This is a genomic window from Castellaniella sp. (assembly GCF_034007085.1).
Lineage (GTDB): Bacteria > Pseudomonadota > Gammaproteobacteria > Burkholderiales > Burkholderiaceae_B > Castellaniella.
The window spans coordinates 1-12,961 of sequence record NZ_JAVERO010000057.1 but is presented as its reverse complement, the minus strand read 5'-3'; the positions used below and the strand labels follow the sequence as shown (position 1 = coordinate 12,961).

The window sequence follows — 12,961 nt, the reverse complement described above, 5'->3', positions numbered from 1 at the left end:
AAAAATATTGCCAGACCGGTGTCTCGCTCCAGCGTTCGCACACGCCTTCGTCGCTTTCGTTGAAGGTGTGCTTCAGACGTTAAACAAAAAATTCATCACATCCCCATCCTTGACCACGTATTCCTTGCCTTCCGCCCGCATCTTCCCGGCCTCCTTCGCCCCCTGCTCGCCCTTGCAGGCGATGAAGTCGTCGAAAGCAATGGTCTGGGCGCGGATGAAGCCGCGTTCAAAGTCGGTGTGGATGACCCCGGCCGCCTGGGGGGCCGTGGCGCCGACGGGAATCGTCCAGGCGCGGACTTCCTTGACGCCGGCGGTGAAATAGGTCTGCAGGCCCAGCAACTGGTAACCCGCACGGATGACGCGATCCAGACCCGGCTCGGCCATGCCCATGTCTTCCAGGAAGACCGCCTTGTCCTCGTCATCCAGGTCGGCGATTTCGGCCTCGATGGCGGCGCAGACAGCCACCACGGGGGCCTGTTCGGCGGCAGCATAGTCCTGCACTGCTTTCAGGTGCGGGTTGTCCGTGAAGCCATTGTCCTTGACGTTGGCGACATACATGGCGCGCTTGGCGGTGATGAAGCAATAACCCTTGATCAGGGCCTGCTCGTCCTCGTCCAGGCCCAGGCTGCGCACAGACTTGCCCTGATCCAGGGCCGCCACGATGCGTTCCAGCAAGGCCACCAGGCGAATGGCGTCCTTGTCGCCGGAATTGGCCAGCTTGCGGTTCTTTTGCAGGATCTTGTCGGCGGTGGCCAGGTCGGCCAGGGCCAGTTCAGTATTGATGACCTCGATATCGGATACGGGATCGACGCGGCCGGCGACGTGCACGACGTTCTCGTCCTCGAAACAGCGCACGACGTGGACGATGGCATCGGTCTCGCGGATGTTGGCCAGGAACTGGTTGCCCAGGCCTTCGCCCTTGGACGCGCCCGCCACCAGGCCGGCGATGTCCACGAATTCGACCACGGCGGGCACCACGCGCTCGGGTTTCACGATGACCGACAGCTGCGCCAAGCGCGGGTCCGGAACCTCGACCACGCCGACATTGGGTTCGATGGTGCAGAACGGGTAGTTCTCCGCCGCGATGCCGGCCTTGGTCAGCGCGTTGAACAGGGTGGATTTGCCGACGTTGGGCAAGCCAACGATGCCGCATTGCAGTGCCATGGGGAACCTGAAAGGAAAAGAGGGATGGAAATCAAGGCGCTATTGTACCCGCCTGCAGGGGCGCTCACCCCACCACCAATTGCGGCGCAAAATGCAGCACCAGGCCGATCAGCAGCAGCGGTCCGCCATTGAAAATCGCATGCAGGGCAATGGCATCGACGATGCCCCGGCGCACCCGCATCCAGCCCAGCACCAGGCCCGTGACCCATTGCGGCAACACCAGCAGCGGCAGCAGCACCAGCGCCATGGCATTCAGGCGGAAATTGAACAGGTGCACGGCGGCAAACGCCAGCGCGGCGCCATGAAACAGCCAGGGATAGGCGCGCCGCGCCAGCCGGCGGCCACGCCAGGACGCGCGCCAGCCGGTCCGCCAGCGATGATCGGCCGGGTACCAGGCCGGGGCCAGCGCCAGCAGCACGGCAGCGGCGGCCATCAGACCCGAGGCAATCCCCGCCCCCTGGACCAGAATGGATGCCATCAGGGGGACGAACCACCACAGCATGGCCGGACGGCGCAGCGCATAGCGAAAGGTCAGTTCCTCGACGATGGGCGCCCAGATCAGGGCAGTCATCCAGGGCAGGTTGTGGATGTTCAGCCGATGCTGCGCCCCGCCCGCATCGGCCGCCGACAGGGCCAGCGGGGCAAAGACGAACAGGTTCACCAGCCACAGCAGTACGGCCCAATGACACAACCGCCACCAAGGGGCGTTCAGGCGCCAGTCCGCCCACAGACCGGCGCCGGCGCGCCGCCCCCCTGCTCTTGGGCCGGGTCGCGGGCGCACGATGAAGCGCAGGAAATCGGCGATTTCCTGGCCCATGGTGGGCAGACCGGCGGGACGCTGGAACAGGCGCATCCGCATTGATCAGGCGTGGTTGGCCTGATGCAGGCGTTCGGTGACGCGGTCGAAGGCGCCGTCCAGCAACTGCGGCAGGACGATGCGGCAGCGGTTGATGGCGTCCTCGATGCCGGGCATGTCGTCCTTGCGCGGCGGATGCAGGACGAAATTGACGACCTGCTGGGCCAGGCCCAGGCTGCGCGGGTGGCCGATGCCGATACGCAGGCGCCAGAAATTGGGAGAGCCCAGCACGGACTGGACATCGCGCAGGCCATTGTGGCCCGCGTGGCCGCCGCCCAGCTTGAGCTTGACCGCCCCGGGCAGCAGATCCAGTTCATCGTGCAGAATCAGGATTTCCTCGGGCTGCAGCTTGTAGAACCGCGCCAGCGCGCCGACGGCCAGGCCAGACCGGTTCATGAAGGTGGTCGGCTTGGCCAGGACCACGGCCTGGCCCGCATGGCGAGCACGCGCGACCCAGGCAAAGAACGATTTTTCAAGGGTGAAATCGGCCCGCAGGTCGTCGGCGAAATGATCCGCCAGCCAGAACCCGGCATTGTGGCGTGTGGCCTCGTATTCGGGGCCGGGGTTGCCCAGCCCCACGATGAGGCGGATGGGCGCGGTCGTCATCGAGAGAGGTGATCCGAAAAGCCCCCATCATACGACAAAACCCCTGCCGGCCTCGGGCCGGACAGGGGTTTTGCAGGATCTTGCGAACCGGCGCTTATTCAGCGGCGGGCGCTTCGCCTTCTTCCTCGGATACCGTGCCCTTGGGCGCATTTGCCTGGGCCAGCAGCGGGTTGGTGTCCTCGCCACGCGGCACGTACTTCACGCCCTTGGGCAGGGTGATGTCCGACAGGTGCAGGCGGGCACCGCCCACCAGGCCGCCGAGTTCGACTTCGATGCGCTGCGGCAGATTGGCCGGCAGGCAGGTGATTTCGAGTTCGGCCGGGCCGTGGGTGACGATCTGGCCGGCCAGTTTGACGGCCGGGCAGATGTCGGCATTCAGGTAATGCACCGGAACCTTGGTGGTGACGGCCTGGGACGCATCCACACGCTGGAAATCGACGTGCAGAACCTGGGGCTTGTAGGGGTGCCATTGGGCGGCACGCACCAGCACGGGCTCGGCCTTGCCGTCCAGGACCATGTCCAGGATCGAGGCGTGGAATTCTTCCTTGTTCAGGGCGTGGTAGATCTCGTTGTGGTCAAGTTCGATGCTGACCGGGGCGGATTCGCCACCATAGACAATGGCGGGGACCCGACCGGCGCGGCGCAGGCGGCGGCTCGCACTCGAACCCTGGACGCTACGCGAAGTGGCGGTGAATTTCATGGATGACTCCAAAGTGGGGCCTTGCAAGGCCCCGACAACAAAGCAGCCGAAGCTGCGAAACGACCCCGCGCCGCGACCAGCGCAAGGCCACAGAATGCAACGCGTTTGCCGTCAGTCGGCAAACAGCGAACTGACCGATTCCGCCGTCGAGATGCGCAGAATGGTTTCCCCGAGCAGGGATGCGCAAGACAGCTGGCGGATTTTTGCACAGGCGCGTGCGTCCTCGTTCAGCGGAATCGTGTCGGTGACGACGAGCTCGTCCAGGGACGATTCCTGGATGCGCTTGATGGCTTCGCCCGACAGCACGGGGTGCGTGCAATAGGCGTACACGGAACCCGCGCCCCGGTCCTTCAGGGCCTGGGCGGCCTTGCACAGCGTGCCGGCGGTATCGACCATGTCGTCCATGATCAGGCAGGTGCGCCCGTTCACGTCGCCGATGATGTTCATGACCTCGGACACATTGGCGCGCGGACGGCGCTTGTCGATGATGGCCAGGTCGGATTCGAGCTGCTTGGCCAGGGCCCGGGCACGCACCACGCCGCCGATGTCGGGGGACACGACCACCAGGTTCTGGAAATTGCGGCTCCAGATGTCGCCCAGCAGGATCGGCCCGGCGTAGATGTTGTCCACGGGAATGTCGAAGAAACCCTGGATCTGGTCGGCATGCAGATCCATGGTCAGGACCCGGTCCACACCCACGACCTGCAGCATGTTGGCCACGACCTTGGCCGAAATGGACACGCGTGCCGAACGCGGCCGGCGATCCTGGCGAGCGTAGCCGAAATACGGAATGGCGGCGGTGATGTTGCGCGCGGACGCACGGCGCAGGGCATCGACCATCACCATGATTTCCATCAGGTTGTCGTTCGTCGGCGCACAGGTGGGCTGCAGCACGAAGACGTCCTTGCCGCGCACGTTTTCATTGATTTCCACCATGACTTCGCCATCGGAAAAGCGACCGACGGTCATCTTGCCCAGGGACATGTCCAGGTGATTCACGACATCGACGGCCAGACGAGGATTGGCCGTGCCGGTGAAGATCATGAATCTGTCTTGTGCCATGGTGTTGAACCAATGTGTCAAATGACAAGGCTGTTGACGGCCTTCCCGCAGGGGACGGGCCGGTTCAACAGCCTGATAGCATGCGCGCGAGCGCGGAAGGGATGGCTGGGGAAGAAGGATTCGAACCTTCGCATGCCGGAATCAAAATCCGGTGCCTTAACCAACTTGGCTATTCCCCAATCATTCAATCATTGACCCAGCCAAGCAAGGGATGATCATGCAGACCCCGGCAGATCCAGGACCCTGAGATCGCCCCAGCGGGCGGGTTTTCCATTTTACTGATTATTCGATCCTGATGCATCCTGGCCTGATCTGCGTCCGGGAATTCTGCAAACAGGCACGAACCCGAACCTGTCATGCGGAATTCGACCCCCGCGTCCCGTACTGCCTGCGCAAGCGCGGCAATGGCCGGGTGCTGCCGAAAGACCGTGGCTTCCAGATCGTTGCGCCCGAAAAAAACACCGGCGTCGCGCCCTGTCTGCCAATCAGTAAAGACCGCAATTTTTACCGATTCGGAATTTCTTGTCAAATCGGGATCCCGGAATACGTCGGCGGTCACCACGTGCGCTGCCGGGCGCACGATCCAGTAGGCCCGCTCGGGCAGATTCACCGCCGTCAGGTCCTCGCCCACGCCCTGGGCGAAGGCCGCCCGACCAAAAACGAAAACCGGTACATCCGCCCCCAGCGGCAGAGCCAGGCGCAGCAGTTCGGCACGCCGCAGGCCAGTGCCCCACAGGCGGTTCAGGGCGATCAGGGTGGTGGCAGCATCGCTGGACCCGCCCCCCAGGCCGCCACCGGCCGGAATGCGTTTGTCATAGCGGATACGCGCGCCCAGCCGTGTGCCGGTGGCCCGCTGCAAGGCGTGGGCTGCGCGCAACACCAGATCCTGGTCTGCCGGCAGCCCCGCCAGACCATCGCCTTGGCGCAGGATCGTGCCGTCGGACGTAGCCTCGAAATGCAGCGTGTCGCACAGGTCCACGAAACGAAAGACCGTCTGCAGCAAGTGATAACCATCCGTCCGCCGACCCACGACGTGCAGGAACAGATTGAGCTTGGCCGGAGCCGGGACGTCATACAGGGCCGCCATGCGCGTCAGCCACCTGAATCAGTCCGGTCCACGATCAGCTGCAGGCGCCATTGCCCCTGATCATCCAGGCGCGACAGACGCACGCGCCCAGGCCCCTGATCATCATAGGCGGACAGGCGGACTTCCCAGCCATCCTGGCGCAGCGACGTCAATCGGCCCCGATCGTCGCGCTGGGCATCGACGACTAGGCCGGGTGCGGCCTGTCCGCGTATCCAATGACGCAGGCCGGACACGGGCATGGGATGGCCCCAGACCATGGCCAGCAGATCGTCCGGCGTAGCGGCGGATTCGCGACTGCCATCGGCCCGCTCCAGCAGGGACAGGCCCGGTTCGACCCGGATCCGCGCCAGGATGCTGCCCAGCGGGGACACCAGATCCAGGCGCAGGACACGCCCATCGTCGCGCCAGGAAAAGCCGCCCTGGGCCGCATACGGCGCGGCAACGGCCGGCTGCAGGTTCACGGCGAAACGGCCCTGCCGCTCGAAGGCCGGGCCCTGGCCGCCAATGCGCTGGGGCGCGGCGCAAGCGGCCAGCAAGCCAGCCAGCAACAGCGCCACCCCGATACGCCAGAAACGCCAGAATCCGACTGTCATGGCAGCCTGACCCTCAGGCGGTCCAGGGTTTCTTTCAGGGCGGCGCTGTCGGGATCGGCCTTGCGGCCCTCGGTCCAGATGCGCCGGGCCTCATCGTGGCGGCCCAGCACCCACAGGGTCTCGCCCAGATGTGCGGCCACATCGGCGGCGGGCAACTGGTCGTAGGATCGGCGCAGGTATTCCAGCGCCCCCTGGTAGTCCTGGATGCGAAACAGATACCAGCCCACGCTGTCCAGGATGTAGGCACTATCGGGATCGAGTTCGAGTGCCCGTTCCAGCAGACCACGTGCTTCGTCCAGATTGCGGTTCTGCTCGACGAAGGTATAGCCCAGCGAATTGTAGGCATTGGCGTTGTCGGGGTTGAGTTCGATCACGCGCCGCATCAGGGTCTCGAATTCGTCCGTCCGGCCCTGCAACAACAGCAGCATGCCCAGGTCATATTTGATTTCCGGGGTGTCGGGCATTTCCAGGTCGGCGGCCTTGAGCAATTCGACCGCCTGATCGGTGCGCCCTGCGTCCCGATAGATGGATGCCAAGGTCAGGCGCACGACGGCTCGTTCGCGGCGGTCGGCGGGCTTGATGGCGTCCAGAATGGACCGCGCCCTGGCCAGGTCGCCCAGCTTGCCATAGAGCACAGCCTCGTGCGTGCGCGCCTGAAACAGCAGCGCCGGTTCGTCGATCTTGCGCAACTGGCGAATCGCTTCGCGCAGGTCGTTCTGGCGTTCGGCGATCTGCACCAGCAGCAAGCGCGCATCGGACACGTCAGCCTGGGCATTGGTGGCCTCGTCGCGCACGGCCGCGCGTCGCTGCTGCTGGATCGAAATGTACTGATTCAACAAGGCCTTGGCCTGTTCGTAACGGCCGGCCCGCGTATTGACCTCGGCCTCGGTGTAGAGCAGATCGAAGTCTTCCGGAGCACGCCGACGCATGCGGTCCAACAGCCCCAGGGCCTCGTCGAACGACCCCAGGCCGGTCAGGCGGCTGACCAGCAGCAGCTGCAGGTTGCGCCGGTCAGGGTGGCGGTCCAGAAAGGCGTAGGTGTCCTTGATGGCCTGGGCGGGTTCGACCCGCAGGCCGTATTCCAGCACCCGCTGGGCGGCATCCTGGGAATCCGGATCCAGGGCCTGGGCCAGGCGGGCCTCGTCGACGGCACGCACGGGTTCGCCCGCCGCCCAGGCCGCGTCGGCCAGGGCCAGGCGCGCCAACACCGAGGTCCCGGACACCCCCGCCAGCGCCTTGTCCAGCACGTCCAGGGCCAAGCGCTTGTCCGTCATCTTGGACACGATGCCAGCCGCCTGGACGATGGCCTGGTCCTGATCGTCAGCCGAGGCAATACGGCGCGCCAACGTCCGGGACAGGCCATCGGTCTGGCCGCTGGAAGCCGACAGCGCCAGGGAAGCCGCCACCGCTTCGGGATTGGCGGGATCCAGAGCGGCCCATTCGCGAGCGGAACGCAGCGACAGCGCCAGGTTGCGCCCCGTCATGGCCATCTGGAAAGCGCGGCGCGCAAGCCGGGGATCCAGCGTATTACGGGCCAGGGACAGGAGTTCCTGGGCCGCGTCATCGAACTGCCCGCGCTGGGCGGACAATTCAGCCACCAGCAGGCGGTACAGCAGTTCGGGAGTCAGGTTGACGGCAGGCGGTTCGCCACTGCGCAAATGAATGGTTTCGACCGGATCAACCGGCGCGACTGCGGGAGGCGCAGCCCACGCCGTCTCGTGTGCGGCGGCCAGCGCCAGCACCACGGGCATCACGGAAGCGGAAAATCTCATTTGCGGTAACCATGGCCGGAACACAGCAAACGCTGCGTCTGATGGCAAAATTGCATCATCGAAAGTGGATGTTATCACCCTGCCATGCCGGAACTGCCAGAAGTCGAAACAACCCGTCGTGGAATTGCCACGATCATGCCGGGACGCATCCTGCGCCGCCTGATCGTGCATGAACCCCGCTTGCGCTGGCCCGTGCCGGCCGCATTGCCCGGCCTGGTCCGCGACACCCAGGTCCTGGCCTGCGAACGCCGGGGCAAATACCTGCTGATCCGGTTCCCGCAGGGCACGCAGCTGGTGCACCTAGGCATGTCGGGTTCGCTGCGGCGGGTGCCGATGGACGAACCACTGCGCAAGCACGACCATGTGGAATGGCTGTTCGACGAAGCCCGTTTCCTGTTGCACGACCCGCGCCGCTTCGGCGCGGTCCTGTGGCACCCGGCCGGAGCCGGCCCGATCGAAAGCCATCCGCTGCTGGCCGGCCTGGGCATCGAGCCTTTCGATGCCGCCTTCACCCCGGATGTCCTGCACGCGGGGCTGAAGGGGCGCCGCCAGTCGGTCAAGCAGCTGCTGCTGGGCGGCAAGATTGTGGTGGGTGTGGGCAACATCTACGCATCCGAATCCCTGTTCCTGGCCGGCATCGATCCACGCCTGCCGGGCAGTCGCCTGTCACGTCCGCGTTGCGCCCGGCTGCACGCGGCTATCCTGACGACCCTGGGCCAGGCGCTGGAATCAGGCGGCAGCACGCTGCGCGACTACGTCAACGCCCAAGGGACCCCAGGGGCCTATTTCACGCTGCATGCAGCCGTCTATGAACGCGAAGGCCAGCCCTGTCCGCGCTGCGCCACGCCAATCCGGCGCATCGTCCAGGGACAACGCGCCACGTATTTCTGCCCGGCCTGCCAGACACGCTGACCGCAACCAGACGCCCGATCCACACGACGGCGACCCGGCCTCCGGTCAGCCCAGCACCTTGCCTGGATTCATGACGCCCTGGGGATCCAGGGCCGCCTTGATGCGATGCATCAGGGCCATTTCCACGGGGTCCTTGTAGCGCGGCAGCAGGTCGCGCTTGAGCTGGCCCACCCCGTGTTCCGCGCTGATCGAGCCCCCCACCGCGTGCACGCGATCATGCACCAGTTCATAGACCGCATCCTGGTGCGCCAGCAACTGGCCTTCGGCCCACCCCGCGCCGCGCGCCACGTTGTAGTGCAGATTGCCATCGCCCAGGTGGCCGAAGATCACGTGGCGGATTCCGGGAAACGCCGCCTGCAGTGCGGCGTTGGTACCCAGGACGAATTCGGCCATGCGCGACACCGGAATCGAGACATCGTGCTTGATGCTCTTGCCCGATTCCTTTTCCGCCAGGGGGATGCTTTCGCGCAGGTGCCACAGCGCATGGCTCTGCGCCATGGATTCGGCGATCACCGCGTCCAGGACGATACCGGCTTCGATGGCATCGCCCACCACGACCTCGAAACGCTCGCGGGCGTGGTCTACGGATTCGCTGTCCGACAATTCCAGCAAGGCATACCAGAGCATGTTGGCCGAATCCCCTTCGAAGGGCAGCCGCTGTTGTGGAAAACAGCGCACCACATCCTGCAGGCAATTGCCGGCCATCAGTTCGAAACCGGTCAGCGAAGCGCCCAGCCCCGCGCGGGCGCGGCCCAGCATGGCGATGGCCGATTCGATCGAGTCCAGGGCCAGCAGCGCGGTGCAGCGCGCCACCGGCAATGGATGCAGCTTCAGTGTGGCCGCAGTGATCACGCCCAGCGTACCTTCGCTGCCGATGAACAGATCACGCAGATCGTAGCCGGTGTTGTCCTTGCGCAGGCCGCGCAGGCCATGCCAGATGTCCCCCTGAGCGGTGACGACTTCCAGACCCAGCGTCAGTTCGCGCATATTGCCATAGCGCAGCACCTGCGTGCCGCCCGCGTTGGTGGCCAGATTGCCGCCGATCGTGCAGCTGCCTTCGGCTGCCAGACTGAGCGGAAACAGCCGGCCGGCATCACGCGCGGCCTGCTGTACGGACTGCAGCACGCAGCCGGCCTCGACTTCCATCGTGTCGTTGTCGGTATCGATGCCGCGGATCCGGTTCAGACGCTGCAGCGACAGGATCACCGCGCGGCCCGAATCGTCGGGCGTGGCACCACCGCACAGCCCCGTATTGCCACCCTGGGGGATCACCGGCAGCCCGGCCTGCGCGCACAGACGCACGACCGCCGCGACCTCATCGACCGAGCCCGGACGCACCACGGCCAGCGACCGGCCACGATAGCGTTCGCGCCAGTCTGTTTCCCAGGGCAGCGCATCCGCCCCGGTCAGCACCTGCGCGGCGCCAACCGTCGCGCGCAAAGCATCCAGATGTTCCATGGCTGTCGTCATCCCGAATCCCGCTGCTGGAAAGAACTTTTGATTGTAATCGGCGATACACTGGCCCAAATCTTTTCTCTCGCCGATCTTTCCACTGAAATCCACTCATGAGCACTCCCCTGCCCGCCGCCGTCTTCAAAGCCTATGACATTCGCGGCACCGTCCCCGGACAGATCAACGAACCCTTTGCCCACCGCCTGGGGCTGGCCCTGGCCGCCCAGGCCCAGCGCGAAGGCGTGCGCAGCCTGGCCATCGGCTACGACGGACGCCTGAGCAGCCGGGGCCTGGCCCATGCGGTCAAGACCGGCCTGCACGCGGGCGGTATCAATACGATTGAGTTAGGTCTGGCACATACCCCCCTGGTGTACTACGCTGCCCACCGCGAAGGCACCGGGTCGGGCATCGCCATCACTGGCAGCCACAACCCGCCCGACTACAACGGGTTCAAGATGATGATGTCGGGGCGTACCCTCCACGGCGACGACATCCAGGCTCTGCGCCGGGCCATGGAAGACATCCAGGTCCCCACCGGCACCACGCCGGGCATCAGCATCGTCACCGATCTGATCGACACCTACATCCGCGAAATCGCCGGCCACGTCCGCCTGGCGCGCCCCATGCACATCGCCATCGACTGCGGCAACGGGGTGGGCGGCGTGGCCGCCGCCCGCCTGTTCCGGGCGCTGGGCTGTACGGTGGACGAACTGTACTGTGATGTCGACGGCCTGTTCCCCAACCACCACCCTGACCCGGCAGACCCGGCCAATCTCCAGGACCTGATCGCCCATCTGAACGCCACCGACTGCGAACTGGGCCTGGCCTTTGACGGCGATGCCGACCGCCTGGGCGTGGTCACCCGTTCCGGCCAGATCATCTGGCCCGACCGCCAGATGATCCTGTTCGCCCGCGATATCCTGCAGCGCCAGCCAGGCGCGGACATTATCTTTGACGTCAAATGCAGCCGCCACCTGGGCCGTGCCGTCCAGCAGGCCGGCGGCACCCCGCTGATGTCGCAGACGGGCCATTCGCTGATCAAGGCGCGCCTGGCGCAAACCGGCGCCCCACTGGCCGGCGAAATGAGCGGCCATATTTTCTTCAAGGAACGCTGGCACGGTTTCGACGACGGTCTCTATGCCGGGGCGCGCCTGCTGGAAATCCTGTCACGCAACGACACGCCCAGCGCGATCCTGGAAGCCCTGCCACAGGGGATTTCGACGCCCGAACTGAAACTGCCCATGGCCGAAGGCGAACCGCATGCCTTCATCCAGCGCCTGCAGACCGAGGGCCGCTTTCCCGGCGCCACGGATCGCATCACGATCGATGGCATCCGCGCCGAATACCCGGACGGTTTCGGCCTGGCGCGCGCATCGAATACGACGCCAGTCGTGGTGCTGCGCTTCGAAGGCGACACGCCCGAGGCCCTGGCGCGCATCCAGGACGAATTTCGTACTGCCATCGCCGCGCTGCTGCCCGGGCGGGAACTGCCGTTCTGAACCTGGTCCATCGAGATTCAGCCCGCCAATCCAGATACCGGCCTCAGGGGGATGCGCGCCCCGTCAGCCCCGCATACACGTCCAGGTGCGCCCGGACGATGCGGTCCAGGCCAAAATCGCGTTCCGCCAGAGCGCGGCCCGCCGCACCCATGCGTTCCCGCAACCCGGCATCACCCGCCAGCGCCGCGATCGCATCGGCCAGGGCGCGTGCGTCCCGGGGCGGCACCAGTACACCACTGACACCGGGCTCGATGGCGTCCCGGCATCCCGGCACATCCGTGGTCACCACCGGCCGGCCGCAGGCGGCGGCCTCGATCAGGGACTTGGGCAGTCCTTCGCGATAGGACGGCAGTGTCACGATGTGCGCCTGCGCGTAAAAACCCGCCACGTCCGCGCATTCGCCCACGTATTCGACCACGCCCTCGGCCGTCCAGGATGCCAGTTCGTCGTGCGTCACCGAAGCCGGGTTTTCCAGATCCGGACTGCCGGCCAGGCGCCAGCGCAGCCCGTCGCCGCGCGACGCGGACAGCCGCGCCGCCTCGACGAATTCGCGCACCCCCTTGTCATGCAGCAGCCGGCTGGCCATGGCCACGGTGACGGGACCATCCGGCCAGGGCGCCGGCGCGAAGCGATCCAGGTCCACGCCCGAGCCCCGCACCATCACAGCCTGCGCCGGGCGCACCGCCCCGGCCTGCACCAGCACGTCCCGGTCCGAGACGTTCTGGAAAATGACCCGGCTATTGGCATGCCCCAGGGCCAGACGGTACAGAATCAGGGCCAGGCGCTTGAGCACACCACGCGCGCCCGAGCCCTGGATGAAGACATAGCCCAGTCCCGAAATCGCCGCCACATAGGCAGGCACCCCCGCCAGGCGAGCGGCAATGCCGCCATACAGCACGGATTTGAGCGTGACGGCATGCACCAGATCCGGCCGTAGCTGGCGGAACAGGTGCCAGATCGCCCACAGGCTGCGCGCTTCGGTCCAGGGCCGCATGCTGGTGCGCGACAGGGGCAGGACATGATGCGTCAGGCCCAGCGCCTCCAGCTGCGCCACAGCCGGGCCACCCATGGATGCGATATGCACTTCGTAGCCTGCATCGCGGGCCGCCAGGGCCACCGGCAGCCGGTGCGACACCAGAAACGCCGGATTGGTGATGAAGAACAGCAGCCGGGGGGCCGGGGCGCCCCCGCCCGCCGGGGTGGCCCCGACCGTCACCCCCGAGGCCGTCGCGGCCCAAGCCGCGGCACCGCCCCGACT

12 protein-coding genes and 1 tRNA gene are annotated in these 12,961 nt (G+C 66.0%); 2 read left to right on the top strand and 11 right to left on the bottom strand.

The features are described 5' to 3' along the window. Positions 1 to 72: 72 nt before the first annotated feature. The 9 genes from ychF to RBR29_RS06840 form a co-directional block, all read right to left on the bottom strand. Complete coding sequence (gene ychF, locus RBR29_RS06880) at positions 73 to 1,164, bottom strand: redox-regulated ATPase YchF (protein ID WP_320348223.1); 1,092 nt, start codon at positions 1,162 to 1,164, stop codon at positions 73 to 75. A 64-nt stretch (positions 1,165 to 1,228) separates the two neighbouring features. Continuing rightward, positions 1,229 to 2,017 carry a CPBP family glutamic-type intramembrane protease gene (locus tag RBR29_RS06875; RefSeq protein ID WP_320348222.1) on the bottom strand — a complete coding sequence of 263 codons (789 nt, stop codon included), beginning with the start codon at positions 2,015 to 2,017 and terminating at the stop codon, positions 1,229 to 1,231. 9 nt (positions 2,018 to 2,026) lie between these two features. Beyond that, on the bottom strand, positions 2,027 to 2,626 hold the full coding sequence (gene pth / locus RBR29_RS06870; RefSeq protein WP_320348221.1) for an aminoacyl-tRNA hydrolase: 600 nt from the start codon (positions 2,624 to 2,626) through the stop codon (positions 2,027 to 2,029). Positions 2,627 to 2,720: 94 nt separating this feature from the next. Further along, complete coding sequence (locus tag RBR29_RS06865) at positions 2,721 to 3,326, bottom strand: 50S ribosomal protein L25/general stress protein Ctc (RefSeq protein WP_320348220.1); 606 nt, start codon at positions 3,324 to 3,326, stop codon at positions 2,721 to 2,723. 111 nt (positions 3,327 to 3,437) lie between these two features. Further along, on the bottom strand, positions 3,438 to 4,388 hold the full coding sequence (locus RBR29_RS06860; protein ID WP_320348219.1) for a ribose-phosphate pyrophosphokinase: 951 nt from the start codon (positions 4,386 to 4,388) through the stop codon (positions 3,438 to 3,440). 102 nt (positions 4,389 to 4,490) lie between these two features. Further along, positions 4,491 to 4,567: transfer RNA gene (locus tag RBR29_RS06855), tRNA-Gln, on the bottom strand. A 5-nt stretch (positions 4,568 to 4,572) separates the two neighbouring features. Beyond that, a complete protein-coding gene (gene ispE / locus RBR29_RS06850; protein ID WP_320348218.1) occupies positions 4,573 to 5,475 on the bottom strand; it encodes a 4-(cytidine 5'-diphospho)-2-C-methyl-D-erythritol kinase in 903 nt (300 codons plus the stop codon). 5 nt (positions 5,476 to 5,480) lie between these two features. Continuing rightward, the gene (locus tag RBR29_RS06845) at positions 5,481 to 6,068 is read right to left on the bottom strand and encodes an outer membrane lipoprotein LolB (RefSeq protein WP_320348217.1); all 588 of its coding nucleotides are present in this window, start codon (positions 6,066 to 6,068) and stop codon (positions 5,481 to 5,483) included. Further along, positions 6,065 to 7,840 carry a tetratricopeptide repeat protein gene (locus tag RBR29_RS06840; RefSeq protein ID WP_320348216.1) on the bottom strand — a complete coding sequence of 592 codons (1,776 nt, stop codon included), beginning with the start codon at positions 7,838 to 7,840 and terminating at the stop codon, positions 6,065 to 6,067. Before RBR29_RS06840 ends, RBR29_RS06845 begins: the two co-directional genes overlap by 4 nt. Before the next feature lie 84 nt (positions 7,841 to 7,924). On the opposite strand from RBR29_RS06840, the gene mutM reads away from it, so the two are divergent. Then, on the top strand, positions 7,925 to 8,752 hold the full coding sequence (gene mutM, locus RBR29_RS06835; protein WP_320348215.1) for a bifunctional DNA-formamidopyrimidine glycosylase/DNA-(apurinic or apyrimidinic site) lyase: 828 nt from the start codon (positions 7,925 to 7,927) through the stop codon (positions 8,750 to 8,752). 45 nt (positions 8,753 to 8,797) lie between these two features. Here mutM and RBR29_RS06830 read toward each other — a convergent pair whose 3' ends face one another. After that, positions 8,798 to 10,210 carry an FAD-binding oxidoreductase gene (locus tag RBR29_RS06830; protein ID WP_320348225.1) on the bottom strand — a complete coding sequence of 471 codons (1,413 nt, stop codon included), beginning with the start codon at positions 10,208 to 10,210 and terminating at the stop codon, positions 8,798 to 8,800. A 107-nt stretch (positions 10,211 to 10,317) separates the two neighbouring features. Between RBR29_RS06830 and RBR29_RS06825 the strand changes: the two genes are divergently transcribed. After that, entirely contained in the window at positions 10,318 to 11,703 is a 1,386-nt protein-coding gene (locus RBR29_RS06825; RefSeq protein WP_320348214.1) for a phosphomannomutase/phosphoglucomutase, read from the top strand. 43 nt (positions 11,704 to 11,746) lie between these two features. On the opposite strand, the gene RBR29_RS06820 is transcribed toward RBR29_RS06825, so the two are convergent. Beyond that, the gene (locus tag RBR29_RS06820; protein ID WP_320348224.1) at positions 11,747 to 12,919 is read right to left on the bottom strand and encodes a glycosyltransferase family 4 protein; all 1,173 of its coding nucleotides are present in this window, start codon (positions 12,917 to 12,919) and stop codon (positions 11,747 to 11,749) included. Positions 12,920 to 12,961: the final 42 nt, after the last annotated feature.